The 24170-nt window shown below is 40.1% G+C and carries 24 protein-coding genes, 1 tRNA gene and 1 pseudogene; 12 read left to right on the top strand and 14 right to left on the bottom strand.

Annotated elements, in window-relative coordinates; all coding sequences use genetic code 11:
- Positions 1–293 precede the first annotated feature (293 nt).
- Positions 294–369, top strand: a tRNA-Lys gene (locus AC3CAU_RS08490).
- Between the two features lie 68 nt (positions 370–437).
- Here the strand turns inward: AC3CAU_RS08490 and AC3CAU_RS08485 are convergent.
- Positions 438–1070 (bottom strand): hypothetical protein, encoded by a 633-nt coding sequence (locus AC3CAU_RS08485; RefSeq protein ID WP_447053947.1) that lies wholly within the window; start codon positions 1068–1070, stop codon positions 438–440.
- Positions 1071–1370: 300 nt separating this feature from the next.
- Between AC3CAU_RS08485 and AC3CAU_RS08480 the strand changes: the two genes are divergently transcribed.
- A complete protein-coding gene (locus AC3CAU_RS08480) occupies positions 1371–1637 on the top strand; it encodes a PspC domain-containing protein (protein ID WP_424621259.1) in 267 nt (88 codons plus the stop codon).
- Between the two features lie 61 nt (positions 1638–1698).
- Here AC3CAU_RS08480 and AC3CAU_RS08475 read toward each other — a convergent pair whose 3' ends face one another.
- Both AC3CAU_RS08475 and AC3CAU_RS08470 read right to left on the bottom strand, forming a co-directional pair.
- Positions 1699–2805 (bottom strand): HPP family protein, encoded by a 1107-nt coding sequence (locus AC3CAU_RS08475; RefSeq protein ID WP_131216327.1) that lies wholly within the window; start codon positions 2803–2805, stop codon positions 1699–1701.
- Between the two features lie 273 nt (positions 2806–3078).
- Positions 3079–3885 carry a transglutaminase-like domain-containing protein gene (locus AC3CAU_RS08470; RefSeq protein ID WP_447053946.1) on the bottom strand — a complete coding sequence of 269 codons (807 nt, stop codon included), beginning with the start codon at positions 3883–3885 and terminating at the stop codon, positions 3079–3081.
- 755 nt (positions 3886–4640) lie between these two features.
- Here AC3CAU_RS08470 and glyQ point away from each other — a divergent pair.
- The 6 genes from glyQ (at position 4641) to AC3CAU_RS08440 (ending at position 11703) form a co-directional block, all read left to right on the top strand.
- Positions 4641–5630: a glycine--tRNA ligase subunit alpha gene (glyQ, locus tag AC3CAU_RS08465; protein WP_447053945.1), complete on the top strand. Its 990-nt coding sequence runs from the start codon at positions 4641–4643 to the stop codon at positions 5628–5630.
- Positions 5630–7699, top strand: a complete 2070-nt coding sequence (glyS, locus tag AC3CAU_RS08460; RefSeq protein WP_447053944.1) for a glycine--tRNA ligase subunit beta — start codon at positions 5630–5632, stop codon at positions 7697–7699. Before glyQ ends, glyS begins: the two co-directional genes overlap by 1 nt.
- A gap of 94 nt (positions 7700–7793) precedes the next feature.
- Positions 7794–9569, top strand: a complete 1776-nt coding sequence (locus AC3CAU_RS08455; protein ID WP_447053943.1) for an ATP-dependent nuclease — start codon at positions 7794–7796, stop codon at positions 9567–9569.
- A 66-nt stretch (positions 9570–9635) separates the two neighbouring features.
- Positions 9636–10025: a hypothetical protein gene (locus tag AC3CAU_RS08450; RefSeq protein ID WP_447053942.1), complete on the top strand. Its 390-nt coding sequence runs from the start codon at positions 9636–9638 to the stop codon at positions 10023–10025.
- Positions 10026–10390: 365 nt separating this feature from the next.
- The gene (locus AC3CAU_RS08445) at positions 10391–10996 is read left to right on the top strand and encodes a hypothetical protein (RefSeq protein WP_447053941.1); all 606 of its coding nucleotides are present in this window, start codon (positions 10391–10393) and stop codon (positions 10994–10996) included.
- Between the two features lie 209 nt (positions 10997–11205).
- Positions 11206–11703, top strand: coding sequence for a hypothetical protein (locus tag AC3CAU_RS08440; protein ID WP_447053940.1), 498 nt, complete (start codon positions 11206–11208; stop codon positions 11701–11703).
- Between the two features lie 46 nt (positions 11704–11749).
- On the opposite strand, the gene AC3CAU_RS08435 is transcribed toward AC3CAU_RS08440, so the two are convergent.
- The 3 genes from AC3CAU_RS08435 to AC3CAU_RS08425 all read right to left on the bottom strand — a co-directional run bounded on the left by AC3CAU_RS08435 (position 11750) and on the right by AC3CAU_RS08425 (position 14447).
- Positions 11750–12703 carry a 2-hydroxyacid dehydrogenase gene (locus AC3CAU_RS08435; RefSeq protein ID WP_447053939.1) on the bottom strand — a complete coding sequence of 318 codons (954 nt, stop codon included), beginning with the start codon at positions 12701–12703 and terminating at the stop codon, positions 11750–11752.
- Positions 12704–12816: 113 nt separating this feature from the next.
- Complete coding sequence (locus tag AC3CAU_RS08430) at positions 12817–13014, bottom strand: hypothetical protein (protein WP_131216343.1); 198 nt, start codon at positions 13012–13014, stop codon at positions 12817–12819.
- 161 nt (positions 13015–13175) lie between these two features.
- Positions 13176–14447, bottom strand: a complete 1272-nt coding sequence (locus AC3CAU_RS08425; RefSeq protein ID WP_447053938.1) for a hypothetical protein — start codon at positions 14445–14447, stop codon at positions 13176–13178.
- 123 nt (positions 14448–14570) lie between these two features.
- Here AC3CAU_RS08425 and AC3CAU_RS08420 point away from each other — a divergent pair, with 123 nt between their 5' ends.
- Complete coding sequence (locus tag AC3CAU_RS08420; protein ID WP_424621280.1) at positions 14571–15353, top strand: class I SAM-dependent methyltransferase; 783 nt, start codon at positions 14571–14573, stop codon at positions 15351–15353.
- 10 nt (positions 15354–15363) lie between these two features.
- Positions 15364–15978, top strand: coding sequence for a hypothetical protein (locus AC3CAU_RS08415; protein WP_131216349.1), 615 nt, complete (start codon positions 15364–15366; stop codon positions 15976–15978).
- A gap of 54 nt (positions 15979–16032) precedes the next feature.
- Here AC3CAU_RS08415 and AC3CAU_RS08410 read toward each other — a convergent pair whose 3' ends face one another.
- The 3 genes from AC3CAU_RS08410 to AC3CAU_RS08400 form a co-directional block, all read right to left on the bottom strand.
- Complete coding sequence (locus AC3CAU_RS08410; RefSeq protein ID WP_447053937.1) at positions 16033–16443, bottom strand: GFA family protein; 411 nt, start codon at positions 16441–16443, stop codon at positions 16033–16035.
- Between the two features lie 73 nt (positions 16444–16516).
- Positions 16517–17719, bottom strand: a complete 1203-nt coding sequence (locus AC3CAU_RS08405) for a TIGR03862 family flavoprotein (protein WP_447053936.1) — start codon at positions 17717–17719, stop codon at positions 16517–16519.
- 7 nt (positions 17720–17726) lie between these two features.
- The gene (locus AC3CAU_RS08400) at positions 17727–18401 is read right to left on the bottom strand and encodes a class I SAM-dependent methyltransferase (protein ID WP_171459149.1); all 675 of its coding nucleotides are present in this window, start codon (positions 18399–18401) and stop codon (positions 17727–17729) included.
- A gap of 84 nt (positions 18402–18485) precedes the next feature.
- On the opposite strand from AC3CAU_RS08400, the gene AC3CAU_RS08395 reads away from it, so the two are divergent.
- Positions 18486–18671: a DNA gyrase inhibitor YacG gene (locus AC3CAU_RS08395; RefSeq protein ID WP_131216357.1), complete on the top strand. Its 186-nt coding sequence runs from the start codon at positions 18486–18488 to the stop codon at positions 18669–18671.
- 792 nt (positions 18672–19463) lie between these two features.
- Here AC3CAU_RS08395 and AC3CAU_RS08390 read toward each other — a convergent pair.
- The 5 genes from AC3CAU_RS08390 to AC3CAU_RS08370 all read right to left on the bottom strand — a co-directional run bounded on the left by AC3CAU_RS08390 (position 19464) and on the right by AC3CAU_RS08370 (position 23903).
- Complete coding sequence (locus AC3CAU_RS08390) at positions 19464–20108, bottom strand: MBL fold metallo-hydrolase (protein ID WP_131216359.1); 645 nt, start codon at positions 20106–20108, stop codon at positions 19464–19466.
- Between the two features lie 21 nt (positions 20109–20129).
- Positions 20130–21143, bottom strand: coding sequence for a ferrochelatase (gene hemH, locus AC3CAU_RS08385; protein WP_131216379.1), 1014 nt, complete (start codon positions 21141–21143; stop codon positions 20130–20132).
- 66 nt (positions 21144–21209) lie between these two features.
- Positions 21210–22238 carry a DUF4062 domain-containing protein gene (locus AC3CAU_RS08380; protein WP_131216361.1) on the bottom strand — a complete coding sequence of 343 codons (1029 nt, stop codon included), beginning with the start codon at positions 22236–22238 and terminating at the stop codon, positions 21210–21212.
- Positions 22239–22371: 133 nt separating this feature from the next.
- Positions 22372–23244, bottom strand: coding sequence for a glutamate racemase (gene murI, locus AC3CAU_RS08375; protein ID WP_447053935.1), 873 nt, complete (start codon positions 23242–23244; stop codon positions 22372–22374).
- Positions 23245–23291: 47 nt separating this feature from the next.
- Positions 23292–23903, bottom strand: a complete 612-nt coding sequence (locus AC3CAU_RS08370) for a DUF1285 domain-containing protein (RefSeq protein WP_447053934.1) — start codon at positions 23901–23903, stop codon at positions 23292–23294.
- Positions 23904–24091: 188 nt separating this feature from the next.
- Between AC3CAU_RS08370 and AC3CAU_RS08365 the strand changes: the two are divergent.
- Positions 24092–24170 (top strand): annotated as a pseudogene (locus AC3CAU_RS08365) (electron transfer flavoprotein-ubiquinone oxidoreductase); the annotation flags it as partial.

Raw genomic sequence — 24170 nt, 5'->3', positions numbered from 1 at the left:
GAGCAGTGGACTTTTAATCCATTGGTCCCGCGTTCGAGTCGCGGACGGCCCACCATATTTTTCTTAATGCTTCTTTCTGTACTAAAATATCTATACTACAATAGAAACGAAACCTGCACATATTCCGACCAAGACAAACCATACCATTTCGGTAGATTTGCCATTCTCAAAATTTTGCTATACCGATGTTTTTAAAACACAGTACTTTAATGCATCTTTAAAAAATCTTCGATTTTTTCTTGGACTCGGGTGAACCCTTAAAGCGAGGCTTTAAGTTCACCAATCCTCGTTCAGGGTTGTTAGCTCAGTTGGTAGAGCAGTAGACTCTTAATCTATTGGTCGAGGGTTCGAGCCCCTCACAACCCACCAAGTTTATGCTTCGCCTATTATGTTAAACATAAAACATGTGTCCATTAAATCAAAATATTTCAAGTTTTCTATTTCGAATTAGAGAAATCTCTCACCAGCTCATATGCTCTAGAAGGTTGAGGGTAACCTCGTTCAAATATTTTTTTGTTTTTACCCTTATTAATTTTTTCCAGATCCATAACTAAATGGTTTTGATCTTTGATCTGGTAATAAATATCCACCCCCTCCTTGCGATGTACAATCAATTCTGCTTCTGCCTGGTTAACTGACCAGCTATCACGGCGATAATTTGCATTGCTGAATTCAGGTCTAGTTTTTTCAGTAAAAATTTTCCCATATTGCACAATACTGCGATGTACTGATCCATCTTCACCTAAATTAAGAATATATTCAGCAGTCCCCTCAGTGCAGGGCATAAAATCATCACTACACAGAATTTGGGCATGATAACGCCCAACAAATGGCTTTTCATAAGACTGAATGGGTGATGAGGTCTTAATAGTGTCTTCTGGAATAGTTGCTCGGCCTGCAACTTGAGTGAGTGTGTTTGCCTGCTCGATTTCTTTTAACTTCTGTAATTCATTAGAAGGTGGATGAATGTCTCTGGGTTCTTGTCTAAAATCACATGCAGTTACTCCCCCTAGCCCGATGAGAATCAAACTCCAGCGGAAATAAAATCCCAAATGCGCAACTGAAAACACCGACCACTCCTTTTAAATACTGTGTAAGCTCATCTCATAAATAAAAAAATATGATTTAAAACCTAGACGAGAATTAAATATTAATTTATTAATTATGTATTTATTTGATTTTTATAAATAAAAAATCAAACTTTCAAGCCAACTTTATTCTATGGTGTACTCTGGTAATAACGAATACTCAGTTACACAACTTAACCATTTTCCAGTCTTCCTCACTTTAAAAAAAAATTTACATCACCATTTCTAAACTATAGGTAAGTTGATTTAACCTCATACCTTTTCTAATTTAAGGAGACCTAGATGGCCAATGTTGGTTTATATCGCTCTAACCGACAAAACATGATTGCAGGTGTAATGGGTGGTATTGCTGAACGATTTGGTTGGAATGCAAATTTACTCCGCATTATATTTGTCCTTGTTTCCATCATGAGCGCCGCATTTCCAGGAATTTTAGTCTATTTGGTTTTATGGTTGATTATGCCTAAAAAACAGTTTCAGATAGACCCTGCTCACGGCTATAAAAATCCGGTTCGCACGGTAAATCAAGACGCTAATCCATACCATTAATACTTTCCTGTTTTATGCTACGACTACTACCCCAATCAGTCGTAGCTTTTTTTTGCCCGTGTTAAATTTTAGCCACCAAATTTAGTTCTTGATTCAATGCGGCAATCATATCGGCGCGGCTAATAATTCCGACCATTCTCTGGTTGTCCATCACAGGAATATAATTAAAAGAACGTTCCACAAAATACGGCACCAAATCCTGAATCGGTTGTTCGGGTTTCACGGTGACGACTTGACGCACCATGATATGTTTCACTTGACGCTCCCAAGTGGTTCTTAAATCTGCGGCACGTTTAAACCACTCCACCACTTCATATAAAGCCAGTGTTCCCACCAATTGATGCTGAGTATCTGTCACTGGCAAGCTCATTAAATTCATATGCTTGAATTTATCCAAAGCGGAATGGATATCATCGTTTTCATTTAAGCTAATGACATCCTTTGTCATGATGTCCTGACACTTAAAATGACTCACGCCTCGTGCATTGGCCTTTTCTTGTGCTGCTAAAATAATTTTCTGTAAGTCATATTCACTAATATCCAAAAGCTCGGTTTGCTGATCCAGAGTGTCTTGAATATCTTGCGGTTGAATGGTGACTTTTTGGGTGGGTGTTGGGTCTTTAGAACGCTGATTGATTTGTGCCACTTGCGGATATTGTTTGCCTAGCAAGCGGTTAAATACAATCGCAATTACCAGCAACAACATAGAATTCAATAAAACCGGATAGAAAATAAAGTTGTATCCAAGTTGGTGTACCGCCTCTCCCCCCAAAACAGCAGTGATAGCCACCGCCCCACTCGGTGGATGCAAGGAATCTGTGGTCATCATTAAGACAATCGAGAGACCGACCGCAACACTAAAGGCTTCCGTTAAGTTAGGAATATACATTGCACAGGTCACACCAATAATGCCTGCAAGACTGTTTCCAACCACCATATTCCACGGTTGAGCCAATGGACTGGCCGGTACGGCAAACAGCAATACTGATGAGGCACCCATTGGCGCGATATACCAGGCGTTGATATCGCCTAACACCCACCAGCTGATCAGCGATGAAAGTGCAAGCCCCATCAATGCACCTATGCCACACAACAGGCGGTCTTTTAGCGGAAGGATTTTAAAATTAGGTTTTAGGGTATTGAGCCATTCAAGTTGTGGATGAAACACGGCACGCCTTTTGTGGTTTTTAAGTGGAAGTCGCAAATTATAGAATGATGCCAAGTAAAGGTGTATTCATTTTATATCTTTTCTTTATCAATTTATTGAAAGACTTTTAAAATAAAAAACCTATACATTAATTACAGCCTTCATAAAGATTGAGCCATATTTGTCATTCATTCTCCAGAGTGATTTAACCAAATAATGCTGCACAGTGAACATTTCACCTTGCTTTAAAAGCATTGTACTTAGCAACACTTTTAATTACCTTTAATCTCCTCCTTAGCCATTCAACTGATCAGTAATAAGGGGCTCAATCTTTATCAGCTCAATCTCGCCATAAAATGTCGAAAATGCGACATCCCCGGCATCCATTCCGGTGCCAATTCGAATTAAATTTTCTACAGGCGCCAAACGGGTCGGATCAAACAACACCCAACCACCTTCTAAATAGGCTTCAAAAATGGCATGAAAATCTGGTAGAAATTTTTCAATTTCGACATAACCCACTACCATCCGTGCCGGAATCCCTAAAGCACGACACAGGGCAATTCCCAAATGAGCAAAGTCACGACATACCCCCGCGCGATGGATGAGTACGTCTGTTGCTGTGGTAAACTGGTCAGAACTGCCAGACACATAAAAAATATTGTTATAAATCCACTGCTCAATGGCTTTGACCCGACTATAGCCCGGCTTCATCCACCCAAATGACCGGTTCGCCATATCCCCCAACAGATCTGAATTACAATAGCGACTGGCCAACAAATACGGCAAAACCGCATCGGGTAAATTAGGAACTGCCACTTCATTAAGGTTTTGCTGAACAGCTGCATTGACTACAGAATGACGTTCAACTGTCGCGTTATAATTTATTTCAAAAGCATCGCATGGTTCGACATGCAAACGAATATGACGATTTTGATGGCTTGAATCTTGGAATTCGCGCCATTCGATTGGCGGATTAAATATCAGCTGTTCTTCAATAATGGTTTGGTCAGGATGATGTGCAGCTTGAAGCTGAAAAACAAATTCTGTGGCTTGGACAATCTTGTATTTTAAATGGCATTGAATTTTACAAGTTGTCATGGTCTTCCTTATTTTTTAAACATTATTTTTACTGTATGCAGATTAAACCAATTTCACACAAATAATCGTATAAGATCAGTTTATCTTTCTCATAATGCCCTTTAAATAACGCTCTATATCTGCTTTATTCTTAATTTTTATATCATCGTAAAAAATAGTCATAAAAATAAACGACTAATCTAAATTTAGCATTGTGATCAAAGCAAAATCACTACATCTAGTACTATGCAGGCACTTGTCGATTGGCTCTCTCAGCCTTTACAACCCAAGCTTGGATATTTATGTTTAGCGCTTTTAGTCAGTCCATTTGGTACACTTGTTTTTAGCCCCTTATTTTCTGTTCAAGCTTTATAAGCGCAGTACAGTATTAAAGAGCATCATGCTCACTTTTAATGCGCCATTTTTTTACTTGTCTGTATTTATCTTATTTTCTTCATGAGCATTTTTCCTTTGCTGCTTCTGAGTTAAATTATTTCAAAATACTTAAAAATCTTAAATTTTGTGACCATCATTTTGAATTATTGGGGCTTCAGTGATTTGTTAGGATTTATTTTTCCGCCAAATCTGACGCTGCAAAATTTAACTGTCGTGTTGTATATCTCGCCCCTTATAGCCATTTTTTATATTTTTCTGCTTTTTCGATTCACCCTACCTATCCGTCAAAAGCCTCGATGATTCCTGTATAACCCTTTGCCACTCCTCTACAAAGTCCTTATAATTGAGCACAATTTTTCTCTAATTCTAAGTGGATGACCATGAGTCGCGCCATATCGCATATTGATACCTTCCAAGGCTTAATTCTTGCCTTACAAACTTACTGGGCTGAACAAGGTTGCGTCATTTTGCAACCTTACGATATGGAAATGGGTGCAGGGACATTCCACACTGCGACTTTCCTTCGTGCGCTTGGCCCTGAAACCTGGAATGCTGCATACGTTCAACCGTCACGCCGTCCGAAAGATGGTCGTTATGGTGAAAACCCGAACCGTTTGCAGCACTACTACCAGTTCCAGGTGGTGTTGAAGCCAAACCCGGATAACATCCAGCAGCTTTATCTTGATTCATTAAAAGCAATCGGAATTGATCCGCTGGTACACGACATCCGTTTTGTCGAAGACAACTGGGAATCTCCAACACTGGGTGCTTGGGGCTTAGGTTGGGAAGTTTGGCTGAACGGTATGGAAGTGACTCAGTTCACGTACTTCCAGCAAGTCGGTGGCGTTGAATGCTACCCGGTGACTGGCGAAATCACTTACGGTCTTGAACGTCTTGCGATGTACCTGCAAGGTGTAGACTCGGTTTACGATCTGGTTTGGACCAAAGGTCAATTCGGTACGGTGACTTATGGCGATGTGTTCCACCAGAATGAAGTGGAGCAATCGACCTATAACTTCGAATATGCCAACGTTGAAAAAATGTTTGAATTGTTCGACTTTTATGAGGCTGAAGCAACGCGTTTAATTGAAGCGGAACTTCCACTGCCTGCTTATGAGCAAGTGATTAAAGCTTCACATTGCTTTAACTTGCTGGATGCACGTGGCGCGATTTCAGTGACTGAACGTCAACGTTATATTTTACGTGTCCGTACTTTGGCACGTTCAATTGCACAAAGTTATGTGGCAGCGCGTGCCAAGCTTGGCTTCCCGATGGCAGAACCTGAACTACGTGTTGAAGTCCTTGCACAGTTAAAAGCACAAGTTGAAGCGGAAGCGGCTCAAGCAGAAAAAGCAGCGGAGAAGAAATAATGTCTAAACATACCGTATTGTTCGAATTGGGCTGTGAAGAACTTCCGCCAAAAAGCTTAAAAAAATTACGTGATGCACTACAAGCAGAAACCGTTAAAGGCTTAAAAGATGCAGGTCTTGCTTTCGATTCTATCGAAGCTTATGCAGCCCCTCGTCGTTTGGCTTTAAAAATCGTTAATGTTGATGGCGCTCAAGCCGATACACAAAAACGTTTTGACGGCCCTGCTAAACAGGCTGCATTTGATGCTGAAGGTAAACCAACCAAAGCTTTAGAAGGCTTTATGCGCGGTCAAGGCATCACGGTAGATCAAGTATCGACTTTCCAAGCCGGTAAAGTTGAAAAAGTTTGTTACTTGAAAGATGTCAAAGGTCAAAGCCTAGACGTTTTACTCCCGCAAATTTTGCAAAATGCTTTGGACAACCTGCCGATTGCTAAACGTATGCGTTCTGCAGCTAGCCGTACTGAATTCGTACGTCCGGTAAAATGGGTTGTATTGTTAAAAGACAACGATGTAATTGATACAACCATTCAAGATCACAAAGCAGGAAATGTGACTTACGGTCACCGTTTCCATGCACCTGAAGCGATTATGCTGAACCATGCAGATGAATATCTTGCTAAGTTAAAAGCGGCTTATGTAGTTGCGAACTTTGAAGAACGTCAAGCGATTATTGACCAGCAAGTGAAAGCCTTGGCTGATGAAGTAAATGCGATTGCGATTGTCCCAAGCGACCTGCGTGACGAAGTAACGGCATTGGTTGAATGGCCAGTTGCACTTCGTGCAAGCTTCGAAGAACGCTTCCTGGCTGTGCCTCAAGAAGCATTGATCACCACCATGCAGGACAACCAAAAGTACTTCTGTTTGGTGAACACTGACAATAAACTTCAACCGTACTTCATTACTGTGTCGAACATTGAGTCGAAAGACCCGACACAAATTATTGAAGGTAATGAGAAAGTTGTTCGTCCACGTTTGTCTGATGCTGAATTCTTCTTCTTGCAAGATCAAAAGCAACCGCTTGCATCTCGTAAAGAGAAACTTGCAAACATGGTCTTCCAAGCTGAGCTTGGTACACTTTGGAACAAGTCTGAACGTATTGCAAAACTTGCTGTTGCCCTGGCTCCAATTACAGGTGCGAATACTGGGGATGCTGAAAAAGCTGCCCTTCTTGCGAAGTGTGACTTAACGTCTGAGCTTGTGGGTGAATTCCCTGAACTTCAAGGGATCGCGGGTACTTACTACGCACGTCTTGAAGGTGAAAATGCGGAAGTCGCTGAGTCTTTAGGTGAGCAGTATTTACCTAAATTCGCGGGTGACGTTTTACCGAAAACCAAAACTGGTACAACGATTGCCCTTGCGGATCGTTTAGACACGCTCACAGGCATTTTCGGTATTGGTCAGGCACCTACAGGTTCTAAAGACCCGTTTGCATTACGTCGTTCTGCAATTGGTATCCTTCGTCTTGTCACTGAAAACGAGCTTGATGTGTCGATTGAAGATCTGATCAAGCTGGCTTTGGCTGCTTATGGCGATGTATTGAAAGATCACGACAAGACTTTGGCAGATGCAGTGGCATTCCTTGAAGGTCGTTACCGTGCGAAATATGAAGACCAAGGCGTTGCGGTTGATGTAATTCAAGCGGTTCAAGCGTTGTCACCAAAATCACCGCTTGATTTTGACAAGCGTGTAACTGCGGTAAATCACTTCCGTGACTTGCCTGAAGCTGCTGCGCTTGCTGCTGCAAACAAGCGTGTTGCCAACATTTTGGCAAAAGAAGCTGAGCCGACTGGTGCTGTGGTTGAAGCAAATCTGATGGAAGATGCTGAAAAAGCATTGTTCGCTGAACTTGCGAAAATCACGCCAGTCGTTGAGCCATTATTTGCTGCCAAAGACTACACGGCTGCGTTATCTGCACTTGCTGCACTTCGCGTGCCAGTCGATGCGTTTTTTGACGGTGTCATGGTCATGGCAGATGATGCCGACCTTAAAGCAAACCGTTTACGTATGCTTGCTCAGCTTCGTAACTTGTTCACCAAAGTGGCTGATATTTCTGTGCTTCAGCACTAAGCTATAATTGCTTGAAATTTAAACAAAACCCCACTATAAGTTAGTGGGGTTTTTCAATTCTATTTAAATAATAAAAAATTAATGGGGGAAAACAATGAGCGTAATAATTAAAGAACTAGAAATAGAGAATTTTAGATCATGTAAAAATACTAAGATTATTTTGAATAATTTTTCAGCTTTAATTGGTTACAATAATGCTGGGAAATCCAATATTATTTTAGCTATTAAATTTTTATTGGAAGCTACTAATGCTCGTTCCTTTAATTACTCTAATAATGCGAATGATGCAACTCAACCAATTATAGTCTCAGCCTTACTAACCAATTTAACAGAAGATAATTTACAGCTTCTTGATGACGACCATGCTGAAAGATTAAGACCATATATCCAAAATCAAAATTTAAGAATTCAACGTATTTCTCAACTCGATACACAAGGTCGGCAGAAAATTTCAATCAAGCTATTTGATGGAAATACTTGGAATTTAAATCCTGCAGGTATTGATCAAGCAATTATAAAATTATTCCCAACCTTCATTCATATCGGTGCTATGACAGATGCGAATGAGGATTCTACAAAGAATAAAAGCGGAACAGCTATTGCTAAACTTTTAAGTTTGATTTCAGAAACAATACAGCAAAATTATCATGAAGATTTCACCAATAGTTTATCTAGAGTATCAGAACTATTAGCTTTTGATAGCCCGAATCGAATTACTGATTTATCAACTGTAGATTCAGGCATCAATCAAATTCTTAATAATTTTTTCCCAGATATCAGCGTTAAACTTCATTTTCCAACACCTACCATTGAAGATATTTTTAAAAATGGCACATTAAAAGTATTTGAAAATGAGGATACTGAAAGAGATTTTTCAAATTTTGGTCATGGAACTCAACGATCTATACAAATGGCTCTCATTCGCTATCTTGCATCTATTCAACAAGAGAACCCCAATTTAAGAAGATCAAATACGATCCTTTGTATAGACGAACCTGAGTTATATCTACACCCTACTACAATAGAATTAGTTCGTGATGCATTTATGACTTTGGCTCAAGCAGGCTTCCAAGTAGTATTCTCTACTCATTCTGCAAGCCTTTTATCAGCACAACATGCTATGAATGCTGTTCAAATTTTCAAGACTAGTGAATTAGGAACTCAAGCTAGACAACCTATTTCAACAATTATCTCCGAACTATATGAACAGCACTATTCCCAATTAGATGAAACATTCAAATTAAACAATGCTTCACAGATTTTCTTTTGTGATGAAGTTTTACTCGTAGAAGGTAAAACTGAATTACGTGTACTACCTAGCATTTATTCTAAGATAAATGCTAGTCCATTTCATTTAAGAAAACTTGCTTTAGTGGCAGTACAAGGAAAACAAAATCTAATACTTATGCAAAGAGTAATTGAAGCCCTTGGCATTCCAACTCGAATTATTGCAGATTTAGATTTTGTAGGTAATTGTGCACAGTGGAATTTAATAGATGAATCAAGTCAAGAATGTTTTGATAAATTTAGAAAATTTATTTTTGAAAATAGAGAACATCCTAACCTAGAATTATCCGTAGAACAGACTGCTAACTTACAGGCTTTATCTACAATAAAAGCAAAAAAGTATACTTTTATTGCTTCCTTACCTCATGCTGCTCCGTTAATACAGGATGTTCATAATGCACTTAAAGAGAAAAGAATCTATATTTGGAAAAAAGGTGATATTGAATCCATCTATGGATTTAACTCTAAAAAAGAACAGGAATGGCAGCAATTCAATTCCGCTTTAATTAATCCAGAATGCTCAATTTCAGAACTAGTTGCAGATTATGAACACTTAAGAGAATCTATTGAATGGATAAACTAAAATAATAGGATTTTTCATTTAGATTCCCTATACTCAAACTAACAACACTCAACAAGAAAGAATCATATGAAATTTAAAACGATTATTTTGACTGGTCTTGCGGGTATTGCTCTTACGGCGTGTACATCTGCTCCCAAAATCCCACAGCTTGAAACAGGTGTATTACAGGAAGTTCAGAACCTGGAAGTCTATCCAAACACGACCAACAATAAAGCCAAACTGACCAAATTTCCCGGGAAATGCGTGATTGAATTTACGGGCAACCTAGAAGCAGGCAAGTCAGTAGAACAATGGGCTTTTAAAGGCTTAACCCTCATTTCAGGTGGCTCTGCAACCTTTGCCAAAGACGGTACAAGTACAGCAAACAAATTTGATCTTAATGATACCGTAGTACAAAAGAACTTCTTAGCATTACGCCATCATTTTCATGAAGATGCTTTAGCACAATGTGACTAATACAGCCAAGAATCACTAATTCAAATTTGAATTGGTGATTCTGCTCTTTTTCGAAAATTTTAGTCCAGCATTCCAGTTTATGCTGCAACCTAAAAAGGTTTTTATCCCTATTTCTGATGATGTTTTAAAATTCACATTTAGAATATCAAAAAGCTTATTTTTTATAAAAACAAATAAAATTCAAATCATTACAAAAATCAGGTCTATAAATTCCCTTCATATTCCTATCAATATTGTTGATTCAGTGTTGCTAAAACGTGTGACTTTATTCTCCAACCAATCACTTCTCAATTAATATCTTTATTATGTGAAATCCTATAACTCGGTGAACATTCGAGTTTCGCCATACAGGATACATTTAAGCGATGAAAACCCTTAAAACTGCATTGATAACCACTGCACTATTGGCCACTTCTCCTCTGTTCGCAAATACTACAGTACAAGCGACAGCAGATGTAAAAACAGAACAACCCGGTATATTGCACAGCTTGTCTAACGGGGTAAAAAATACCACCCACACAGTTGGTCAAGGTATTCATAGTACTGCTCATAAAGCAGGCGAAGGTATTGAAAATACAACACAAAAAGCAGGTCAAGGCATTAAAAACACTGCGGTCAAAGTAGATCATGGTGTAGAAAAAGGCGTTGATAAAACTCGAACCACAGGTAAAAAGGCTGTAGAAAACACCAAAAAATTTACTGCAGAAAAGTCTCAGGCAGTCGTAAATAAAGCTGGAAAAGTTAAAGATGCAACCGTGAAAACAGCAGATAAAACTAAAACCTTCGTCGCTGATAAAGCCGATAAAACCAAAAACTTTAGCAGTGAAAAATTGCAAAAAACCAAAGACACTGTAACTTCACTTTCAGGCAATGCCGGTCTAAATACAAATGCCAAAGTTGAGTTAAATACTCCAGCGGCTAATGCAAAAGTAGGTCTAGATACAAATGCGTCAGTAAGTCACCAAAAATAACGTAGTGTTTAAAATTTATCTCTGAAAAGCTCATTTTTATGGGCTTTTTCTTTAATTAAGGTGGCTAGTCGTTTATCTGCAATCTAGTAAATCATGTAATTTGCTGTATCAATTTTGCCAGATTTCTTCTTGCCTGAAAAATTTGCCCTTACAATGAAAATGACGCTTTTGAACTGAAACTATAGTTAGAAACAGGAATAAAACTTACAATGAAAAAGATAAAAACTGCATTAATTACCAGCGCAATTTTGGCTTCAACTCCCCTTTTTGCTCAAACAACGACCGAAACTGGGACTCCCACACAGCCTCAGGCTGCACCATATGGTGATAATCCCAATATTTTTAAAGTGATTACCCACAAGGCGCAAACATCGGTGCAAAATACGGCTGAAAAAGTTGATCATGCTGCACAAAAAGGAATCGCGAAAGTAAAACCTAAAGTTGAAAATGCCTGGGAAGGAACCAAAGATTTTGCTACGGAAAAATCGGCGGTAGCAAAAGAAAAATCTCAACATGCAGCAGCAACAGTAAATAAAAAACTGAATGAAACCAAAGATGAAATTATGGGTAGTCCAAATGACCAGCCTGCGCCCATTGTTTCCCACCCTTTGAGTCAGTCATCGACAGGAGTGGATTCCGCTCCCGTTCAATCCGTACCCTTGACCCAAGTACAACCGGTACAAAACAATGCAACCACCAACTTATAATGAATCTGCTCTCTTCTTTTCAGAAGATGGCGAAATTGGGAGTCGGTTAATTCACTTGTCGAATGGGTTGCCCTGCTTTAAACGCTGTTACATTGTCTAGCATCTGCTGCACAATGCGTTGTCGGGCATCAACACTGCCCCATGCACTATGTGGGGTAATAATTAAATTTGGAATATCATCTGCCAATAACACGTTGCCGTCTTTCGGTGGTTCAACGGCAAGAACATCGGTTGCAGCTCCGGCAATTTTGCCTTGGCGTAAAGCATCCGCAAGCGCTTGTTCATTGACAATGCCACCACGTGCACAGTTAATTAAAAATGCACTCGGTTTCATGGCATCGAAGGCTTGGGCATCTATCAAATCACGGGTATCGTCGGTTAATGGACAATGCAGACTCAGGAAATCGACTTGAGACAATAAATCCGCAACAGGAATACGACTGGCATCAGTTGGACGATTTGGTAAAGATCCGACCAGTATTTTCATACCAAACGCTTCAGCCAGTTTTGCAACCGCCTGTCCTAATTCACCATAACCAATAATTCCTAAAGTCTTGCCTTCCAGTTCGATAATCGGAAAATCCAGCAAACAAAATTGCGAGGCTTTATTCCATTCACCTTGTTTCACCGCGCGGTCATATTTGAGCAAAGAGGTAGCCAAAGCCAACATTAAAGCCAAGGTATGCTGTGCTACAGCCGAAGCGCCATAACCCTGACAATTACACACCACAACGCCCTGTGTACGTGCCTGAATCAGGTCAATATTGTTTGTACCTGTCGCGGAAATTAAAATCAGTTTTAAATTCGGGCATTGCTGAATCGTTGCCGCATCCACTAGCACTTTATTACTGATAATGACATGTGCCTGCCGCACACGTTCTAAAACTTGCGCTGGCTGAGTGCTTGGAAATAGGCTTAACTTATCAAAAGCCGCTTTAAGCCCACTAAAATCCAAATCATTTTTATCGAGTGATTCATAATCTAAAAATACGGCTTTCATGATGCATTCCTTGGCGGGTTCAGAGGGGGGCTGCAAATTATCCCCTCATGCATTAAAAGCCAGATGTATATGCTTTTTCAACCAAATTCAGGTAGCAGATATGAAAAAACCCACTATTTAGTGGGTTTGTTAATATGGACTTGAATCGACTTCCGAATTTCAAAAAATACATAGATTGCCAAGGCAAACACCACCAGCAATCCTCCGCCCATAATCATATAGGTGGCATCTGGACTCTGGGCAAAAACATAGGAAGGTATGAATATAGAGATAATGGTTAAAAGCACAGCCGGTATAAAATCACGTTTCATCCTTAAGCACCCTGTCGTGTTTATTTGTTTGTTGTTCAACATTTAGCAAATTTAACTTGCCTTATATTTTCTATCTTAGACCGATTAAAATATAAAGCAAGCGGTCAAAATAAGACCAAAGTCGGGTTTGTTTTAAACAATCACAGGCTATTCAATAAGGCTTAAGACAGTTCCGGTTGAGTGACGAATTGAGCAGTTGCGGGCGTGTCTTCAATAAAATCATGACTGCCGTATTCATTATTACTTAAGTTTAAATGCTTATAACTGAGCAAATAAAAATCGCTATATTTCTTGATCACAATGGGATGCATGCCGGTTGTTAAAGGTTCCTGTTCCTTAAACAGCTTCATCACATGACGGTCATTCATTGCCACAACATAGCGCTCATCATTTAAATTAATCTGCACCAAACCACTGCCCTTGGCAAAAATTGGGATCAGAAATTTATGATTTAAGGCAATGGCACCGGCGGCGTAGCTTTCAATTTTTTGGCTAATCACATTGAATACCAACCCATGGCCGAAACAGTCCAATAAATGACTACGGTTTTCTTGGGGCAGATTCACCTGAATACCGAGTTTCAGTAAATCTTGCTGACTGACTTGCTTGTTACTCAGCAATTCTCGCAGTAAATTCTGTTTCAACTTCGCATCAAAAAACTGGCTATCCAGCTGCAAATCATTGTTAATTAAAATTGAACCCAAGGCATTGCGATGTCGCGGCAATAAGTTTTCAATCACTTTACGATAATAGAACTTGCTGCTCTTTTTGACCTGACGAATTTTTTTATAGAAATAGGGTTCATCAAATTCATGCAATAAAAAGTCATGCAGTAATTCTGAACTGGCAAGCACAGCAATTGCATCGTGGCCGGTAAAGGGTAAATTTAAGGTGTGAATTTGAGGCAGAACCTGCTCAAGTTTTAAATAATGCGCGCGATCTTCTGGATAGTAAGGATCATAAACCACAATGTATTCACGCTCGGCGGAAACATCTTCAGGCTGCACCTGCATATTGGCATTTAGTTCCTCATGGAAAAACATGTTATAGCGCGGGTCTTCAACCTCTTCAGGATTGATTGAATACTGGGGTACCAATGCAACCACGCGTTTTAAGTCAAGTAAATTTGAATACTTGATTGCAGCATAACCCCCCATTGAACCGCCATAGCCAATCCGTGTTTTAAAGGGCGCAATCAGTTCCTGAATCTCGGCAAACATCTGTCGCATTGAGCTTTCCGGAAACCACGATTTCTGCTTCGGCATAATCCCGATCACATTAAAACCATGTTTATGCAAGGATTTTTCGGCATTAATCGACAACCCTTTGGCACGGGTAATTAAATCGCCAAAAGAGAAAACCAGCTCATCCGATGAACCTTTTAAAAATATTGCACGAATTTGTTCGTCTTCAAAAATAATGTGTTTTTCCATTTCCACACCGAAGCAAATCGGCCCTTGTTTTGTACAGTCAATAGAACAAATAGACACCTTGCCTATTTACGAAAAGCGACTATGTTATTTTATAGATGCCAAGAATATTAAAAAGCGCAAAATATGACACAATCACTTCATCCAGCTGCTCAAAAAGGTTTCAGTTCTGCTGCAGAGCTTTATCAACAGGTGCGTCCCGATTATCCACAAGATATCGTCAGCTGGCTGCAAGATCAGCTGCAACTTTGCGAAAAATCGCATGTTATCGATCTCGGTTCCGGCACGGGCAAATTCTTGCCCTACTTACAGCAGATTACTTCGCACATCACCGCGATTGAACCGGTTCAGGAAATGCTGGCACAGCTGCAAGCTATATACCCAAAGATTCAAACCCTGCAAGCCTCTAGTGAACATTTGCCTGTCACTACAAATAGTATGGATGCGGTCATCTGTGCACAATCCTTCCACTGGTTTGCCAATCTTGAGACTTTACAGCAAATTCATCAAGCCTTGAAACCATCCGGACATTTGGCCCTGATCTGGAATCAACGTGATATAAACATTGACTGGGTCAAGGCACTGGCAGATCTGATTGAACCTTTGGAGGGTAACACACCTCGTTATCATAGTGGAAAGTGGAAAAATGTGTTTCAGCATCAATCCTTATTTCAGCTGGAAAATGTCCAGACTTTTAAGCTGCAGCATGTCGGTACGGTAGAAAATGTAGTATCTAAGCGTCTGCTTTCTACCAGTTTTATTGCTGCAATGCCGAACCAAGAACAACAGCAATTAAAAGTCCTATTTGAACAGATTGTCTTCAGCTACACTGGTAAATATCCACAAGATGAAATTACCTTCCCTTATGTAACCCATGCTTATGATTTTAAAAAAATCGATCAGAAATAAAGGAATCATCATGAAAAATATTAAACTGAAACAACTGGGTCTGCCTGTTTTATTATGTTCAAGCATCTTTCTGACGGCCTGTGATAACAGCAAAAATAGCACCACTCAAAACGATAAAATTCAGCCTGAAGATAAAGTCATGCAGGATTTGATTACCGAACCGGTCAAAGCGTTCGAGAAAACTGCAGATGATCAACATGATATTGCCTTACTCACCGACTTCGACACGCGCTTCACCCAAATGAGTGATGATATGGAAGACGAGCTGACGAAAATGCAGGAAAAGGGTTCACTTACCGATGAATTTGCGCATAACCGCAAACGTGACAATGTTCAGTCGGCACTCAATATGCTGAAAGATCTGGATTTGAAAACCCAGCAAGGTCGCTATATTCAAGGCTTAATTGCAGAATACTGGCAAGACCAAGCCAAACTGTATGATCAGAATAAAGATAAAAAAGTGGATGAAATGAAAAATTCAGGCGATCGAGTCAAAGGCTTAGGTGAGTTTTTACATGCTCAAGAACAGCTTGAACATTGGCAATCACAATATCCGGAAACGAGCAAAGCTGAAACAAAAAAAGCTGAAGCAGCTAAATCCGAGACCACTCAATCTAACTACTAAAATGGGGTACATAAAAAAGGGATCATTTGATTCCTTCATCTTTATTGCAATGACTTATGGTCGCCCGTCATGCTGTACCAAGCCATCGCAAATCGTATCCCATTCTGCCTTGGAGGCAGCAAAAATATGTTGGGTCGGCTTTTGCTGAAGTGGTGTATCCAGTGTGCCAATTCTTAAACGGTACAGATCCGGTGTTTCAGTTTTAATACTGATAATCGGCGAGCCACAATCAGCACAAAAACAACGCTGAGTGGTTGCGCTGGATTGGAACTTTTTCAACAAATGCTCGCCTTGCACAATTTTAAAATCGGCTTTTTTAATCGGAGCATTGGTGGCAAAAGCTGTGCCATTGGATTTACGACACTTTCGACAATGACATTGCACGATGTCACCGATTTCACTCTGAATTTCATAGCGTAAACCGCCACACAAACAGCTTCCGCTATATAGATTTTGTTCAGACATAACAGTCGCATTTTTTATAAGGTTTGAGTGATCAACCTAACATACTTTAAATTACGGTTCAAAATATTTGCTGTTATTCTTTTATCGCCAGATAACTCTGTACGCCTTCACCCGCAGCACGACCCGTGGCAAAACATGCAGTCAATAAATAACCGCCTGTCGGTGCATCCCAATCCAGCATTTCTCCACAACAGAACACATGCGGATTTGACTTTAATTGCAGTTGTTCAGACAACACCTCTCGTTTGACTCCACCGGCACAGCTAATGGCTTCTTCTATTGGACGAAAGCCAGCTAAAGGAATAGGTAAATGTTTAATCTGCTGTGCCAAAGCTCGTGGATCATTCCATAGATCTTTAGTCACCAGTTCACGAACTAAATTGGCTTTGGCATGGTCTAGACCGGCTTTGCGCCAGACATTACTTAATGACTGCTTTTTACTCGGTTGTAATTTTTGCGCGAGTTGCTCAACTGTCTGCTCGGGAATTAAATCCAAATACAGTTGCATGGCCTGACCATTTTTAAGCTGCTGACGTAGCGCACGCCCCTGTTTATAGATCAAACCACTTTCTAAACCATAATGGCTAATTACAATATCGCCCATGGTTTTGGCTTGATCATCCACCCATGCCTCAACCCGTTTTAAAGGCTGACCAAATACCGGTTGCATAAATCTGGACCAAACTCGTTCTACGCCGGCATTACTGGCTTGAAAGGCTTCAATTTCATCCTGAGAGAACCATTGTTGCCATGCCCCGTCACTGCCAAGTCGTGACCATGACACTGCACCGCAGGCCATTACAATGGCATCAAACTGCTGAGTTTCAACCTGCTCCGTGACCAGGTTTTTAAACTGTAATTCGGAACTGCTTAAGTCCAGACACTGATGCCGATAATGAAAAATCACCCCATGTTCGGCTAAACGTTTTAACCAGGCACGAAGCAGTGGTGCAGCCTTCATCTCAACCGGAAATACCCGCCCAGATGAACCGATATAGGATTCAATCCCCAAACCTTTCATCCATTGTTGAATCCAGTTCGCATCCCACTGTTTTATCCAAGCTGCAAGCCAGTCTGCTTGATCATAGTGCTGAATAAATTGTGCTACAGGCTCGGCATGAGAAATATTTAAGCCAGTTTTACCTGCCATTAGAAACTTACGGGCGGCCGAGGGTTTTTGTTCATAGACATGCACTTCATAATCGTATTGACTCAAAACTTCCGCAGCCATCAGTCCGGCAGGACCTGCGCCAATAATTGCGACACGCTTTTTCATAGCCAACTTATTCAGCATCTTTTACATTCGTTTCTGATGCAGTTTCGATCACCGCATTTTGACCTTGCAGCGGCATAAAGTCATCAAAACGGGTCGTGTAGCCTTCTGGCTTGGTAATGATGAGTTGCTGACACAATTCACCACGTTCCAAATATTTAATTTCAAAATGGGTGCGTGCTGAAGTGGCTGGAATTACCTCTTTAATAAACGGTAATTTCCACACATCTATCAACTGTTGCTGTGCTTCTGCGATATATTCAGGAATATTACTGGCCAAAGTCACTGTGCCACCGACCTGTAAACGCGACAGCAAAAATTCAAAAAATGGCATATTCAACCAGCGCTGTGCCGGATTATGCGGTTCAGGATTGGGATATAAAATAAAAAATTGCTGTACTTGCGCCGGCAGTAAAGCATGCACGATCCATGGCATGGCATCAGCATGAATCGCCTGTAAGTTGCTTTGTCCTTCCAAGGCATGCTGTTTTTGCATAGCCACATATTTTTCACGGGTACGTTCAATTGCAATCAATTTATGTTCGGGATGCTGACTCGAAAAAAGCAAGGCATGCTTACCTTTACCGGCACCAATTTCCACACAAATTGGCTCTGGGCTAATCATTTGAAAATCACGAGGCGCGTGCATACGCTGTGCTTGAAATTGACGAATTGGCATAATCAGATCAAACTAACAAAAATCGGCTCAAGTCTAGCAAGAGCGGCTGAGTTTGACTAATTGAATCATCATTTTTATCCGGAGAATAAAATGCCTCGCACTTTTCCTTGCCCACGTTGTGGTAAACCTTCGACTTGGGAAGATAACGAATTCCGTCCTTTTTGTTCAGAACGCTGTAAAATGATTGATCTGGGCGCTTGGGCAAATGATGAATACAAATTGCCTACTCAAGATGCACCACAGGCAGATGGCGGCCGTGAAGAAGATGATTTTTAAAAGGATTTTTTAGAATAATAAATAGTATACAGGTTGGTGAATAAGGCTCATCAATCTTTAGCAAAGTAGATTAGAATCCAGCTTTTGTATGCTAAGCCTAAAACAACAATGCAAAAAACAAGAAGTATATCAACCGCCATAATGATCAGATCTTGACGGTAAAACCTGATCTTAAGCATAAAATGCCATTAAGCTAAAAATAAATAATGCTGCCTTGGTAAACCAGAGTTTCATGAACCTCCTCTGCCAATTTAAAGTAAATGTAAAATAATATGACTTAATAAATCTTTTTTATGACTGAAATCTCTTTTTTATTATTTTGTCTTAAATTACTTTATATTTTATCAACATATAATTAAAAAATTAGGGACTGAAAATATGTTTTATCATTGTTAAATTTTTCTTATTAATCAATAAAAATGATAACCAGTTAGCACTTTTTTAAATTATAATAACATTACGAAAATACCAGTAAATTTTTTTCTAATAACTAAACACTTAAAATCGATATATTTTAGTAATGAAACCTAATAACGATAAAAATTAACAACGATAAAAAAGGAGATCCCCTCATGGGACTATGGTGTTTAAAAATTCTATTTTTTTTATTTGTCTTACTGGGTATTGTAAGTTTAAGTTTTGGAATTTATACCCATGATGTCATTATTATTTGGATCGGCATCCTGTTTATTTTTTCAGCTATTATTATTGCCTTAGAACTAAAGCAGTTACATAGTGGTCCTTTTCGCAGAGACTGATGAAATTTATTCATCAATCTCTTAAACAAAGGTATTAACCTGCTTTATTCGCCACAAAAGGGTTATGTTGTTTTTCAAAACCAATACTACTGATTGGACCATGACCCGATATAAATTGAGTTTCATCTGGCAGACTAAAACATTCACGCTGAATTGAATCTAGCAACTGTTGATGATTTCCGCGTGGAAAGTCGGTACGACCAATAGACCCTTTAAACAGCACGTCCCCTGTCCATAATAGCCCATAATTTTCGTTATAGAACATCACGTGACCCGGGGTATGACCTGGTGCGAAACGGACTTCAAATTCTTCCTCACCCAGTTTCAGAACTTCCCCGCCTTCAAGCCATTGGCTAACCTCTACTTTTTCCGGAATTGGAAATCCATATTTTGCCGAGACTTCCTGAATCATGTCCAGCCAAAAAGCATCTTCTTTATGTGGACCAATCACAGGTACATTCCATAATTTGGTTAATGTACCTACTGCACCGGCATGATCCAGATGGCCATGGGTCAACCATAAAGCCTTGACCTTCAAACCCAATGCCTCCACTTCGGCTTTCAATTTTTCAGGCTCACCACCCGCGTCAATCAAAACTGCTTCTTTGCTGTCTGCATCCCATACAATTGAACAGTTTTGCTGAAAGGCCGTGACTGGCACAATTTTGACTTGCAACATAAGGGCGAAACCTCGGTGAAATTAGTGGGCGAATGTTTGCGTTAATGCATCAAGATTAGCTTGAAGTAAAGTTGTGAGCAATGCGATATGATCATCACGGGCATTTAATGCGGGAATATAGGCATATTGTGCACCACCCAAAGCCTTAAACAGTTCGGCATTTTGTATGGCCAGTTCTTCTAAAGTCTCTAAACAGTCTGAAGAAAATGCCGGACTCATCACTTGTACTGATTTCACTCCTTGCTCTGCCCATTCGGTTAAAAGTGCATCGGTATAAGGCTTAATCCACTCTTGCTTACCAAAACGAGATTGGAAACTGGCTGCCCACTGATCATCCTTTAACCCAAGCTCATCGGCCACGCGTTGCGCAGTAATACGGCAGCGGTCTGCATAAGGATCGCCTTTATCGGCATACGGCTGCGGAATGCCGTGGAATGACATCAACAGTTTTTCTGCGGAGCCATGTTCAGCTTGATAATCCCGTACACTTTGCGCCAAAGCCTGAATAAACAAAGGATGTTGATAGTAATCGCGAATAATTGATAAGCCCGGCAAATTACGTTGAGTCAGTATCCACTTTGCAACTGCATCATACAGTGGAGCGGTCGAAGTTGCCGAATACTGTGGAAATAGTGGCAGCAAGATAATATGGTCTTGTGGTTGTTCAGCCAAATTGGCTAATACACTTTGAATTCCGGGATTACCATAGCTCATGGCCGGCACAATATTGATTTCAAAGTCTGAATAGTGTTGGCTTAAATGCGATTGAACTGCTTGAACCTGTTGCAACAGAATTTCACGCATTGGCGAATCTTGCCCCCATACCATTTCATAAGCATGAGCCACACGCTTGGGTCGAAATGGCAAAATGAATAGTCTTAAAATGAGTTGCCAAACGGGTTTTGGAATTTCAATGACCCGCTGATCAGATAAAAACTGCTTCAGAAAGCGACGGACTGCAGGAACAGTGGGGTCGTCTGGCGTACCCAAATTGGCTAAAATAATGGTGACTTTCACTTTAGGTGCAGAAAACATCAAACCCTTTTCCAACATAGATGAACTAGCCTACTTTAACAGTTTTCTGCACTTTCTCTATATGAATTAATACGGTGACTTAAATTGAAAAACACGATTATTCTCAAGCAAATTACTATCTAAAAGCTTTTGCCCTTTGGGAGTGATGTGCCACAACATCCGCTGACGGTCATCACGTCCAGATTGTACAATCCAGTCATTTTGACGCATCTGCATTTTAATACTGTGTAAAGCACGAATATTAATTTGCGCACGTGCCACTGCATGGGCACGAGGCATTTCCACACGTGCATCTGCCAGACCTGTGTCATTTAAATATTCATTTATACATTTAGAAAAATATTCTTCTGGTGTCGGATTGACAAACATGCTGCCTAAAATATTCAGTAACTGTGCCCAAGTCAGTTTCTTTTGAACTTTCAGTTCTTTGAAATTACCGTCTTGATAAGCATGCATTCGATATTCAAAAGAAAATAATTCATGCATTGAAACTTTGGGTAAAGATAAGAACGGATCGACTTCTCGTTTGCCCACTTCTGTTTCAAGTTGTTCAATTTTAGCTTTAAGCTGATCAATTTCGTCATGCAAAGACTGAGTATTCTGTGGTCGAACCCATCCTGAAACAGGATAGCGTTCAAGCATTTGCGGCATATTAAAGCGTACCGCCATTTCTAAGTCACGAATGCTACGATAAGTAAAAATTTGATCGGCTTCTTGTTGTAATAATTTACGGAATTCTAGGAATTTTTCGCGAAGTTCCGGTTTTTGATCCTGCAAAGCAGGGTCCCGCGATGCCGGATTTTCATGCATAAATACAATAATCGGTTTTTGTTTGGTAACAGCGTAAATATATTCGAGGTGCATATACCCGACACCTGACACAGATTGCTCGCCATATTGACTGCCCAAAAGAATGACCACATAGTCGCAGTCATCAATTTGACGCCGTGCAAACGCCGTACTTAGTGGGGTACGTTGTTCTAATCCCCAGGAAAAGAACCCCATCCCCACTAGAGTTTGAGCTAAAACAATACGTTCTGGTTGCATTTCACTCCCAGACGTAGAAATAAAAACCTGATAACGCTTATCGAGCATTGGTTATCCTCTTCCAATTGCATATTACATCCTCCAACTGTAGCTATGCTGAGCAGTTGCGCTGTAATCGAACACCCCAATTTAAAAATTTAATTTTTTGCTATATTTCAAAAGACTAGCTGCGTTTCTTTGCTTATTCAACAGTAATATTGCGAATATCCCAAGTTAAATTCTCTTGAATCAGGTACTGCAACACAGTTTTTAAATTTTCTGCATTATTGCCACTGACATGACATTCAATTCGTAAGCTGTCTTTTTGATCTTGCTCAAATAATAACTCATTTTTAATCAAAATTCGGGCTGTTTGTCGCGCAACTGGTACTCCAGAGTCAATTAATGTCAGTTTCTGACCAAAAATTGACTCAATCGCAGGTTTTAAGAAGGGATAGTGGGTACATCCCAAGACTAAATAATCTGCCCCTTGGTCTACCACGGGTTGTAATATTTCTTTTAATGTCGCTAAACATTCCGCACTCATCTGCGCACCACTTTCTACAAAGGGCACTAATTCTAGACAGGTCACAGGAATGACATTCACATGGGCAGGTAAGGCAAAACGTTGCATCACATCTTGAATCAGTTTGCCCCGAAAAGTCGCAGGCGTTGCAAGAACTGCAATTGTTTTTGACTTGGTTTGTAATACAGCAGGTTTTAATGCCGGTACTAAACCGATAATTGGAAAGTCTTCACCATAATGATCACGTAAATAATCCAGACTAAAGGCAGATGCAGTATTGCATGCAACCACTGCCACTTTACAGCCTTGGCGATAGAGCCATTCAATTGCATTTGCAGTCAGATCGCGAATATTTTGATTATCACGCGGTCCATAAGGTACATTTGCAGTATCTGCATAATACAGGATGCGTTCTTTGGGTAAGTAATTTGCAATGTCCTGTGCGATAGACAATCCACCTATTCCAGAGTCAAAAATTCCAATAGGCGCATCAGGTTGCGCCTTAGGCATTGGATTTATTAAAGGATAAATAGGATGAATGGCTGTCATAGCTTCACTTTCAGCAGTTCGAAATTGGGGAGAACCAAGCTTAAACCTCAGGTGCCTAATTGCAAGTATAAATCGCCACTTTGTAGGCTTAAGATGGTATCACCTTGAGCATTTTCAAGGAGCTGTCCCATTTCAATTAAATGAAAAAAAGCAGAACGTTGAATTAAGGCATTAATGCCAAAACGAACATGCACATAAGGACGTAATTCACCTAAATATTCACGCATAAAAAGTGAGTGTTCCTGATCTACAATCACAATATCTTGAGTAGTAGTGGTCAATTGAATATAGGTTTTACCCTCAATTTTAACCAGATCTACCTGATTAACAAATAAAGGCTCATCTTCTACTTCTATTTCAATTTGCTCTACCGGGGTCTTTAGATAGAACTTGCCGTCTTCTTTCCAAAGTACGGTTGAGAACAAGTCAATCATGGCTTGGCGGTTGATCAATTGACCTTCGTGCCACCATTCTCCATTGGCTTTTACCTTTAAATCCATTGCACCACAATGCTTTGGCTTAAATTGATCCAAGGGGGGGGTTGACCTTTGGTGACCGGTCTGTGCATCTTTTAAGTATTGTGTAATACCCATTAAATTTTTATTATCAGGAATATCGACATTTTTCGTCTGATTTGGTGAATTATTTTGATTAATCATACGGAATACCCCTGCTGACGGAAAAATAATATGATTCAGCCAATTGGCTAGATCACGGTTTAAAACTATACTAGCCCACAATATAAAAGACACGATAATAAAATTGTGTCTGGGCTTTAAGAACACTCATGGCAGCGCCGAGCAAAATCATGACGGTTGCCACCTTCAAATCATATGAGGAGTCCTACATGGAACACATCGAACGTGAATCGATGGAGTTTGACGTCGTTATCGTAGGCGCAGGCCCTGCGGGTCTTTCTGCAGCGA

The organism is Acinetobacter sp. GG23, assembly GCF_057766365.1.
This window is presented reverse-complemented; position numbering and strand designations above follow the sequence as displayed.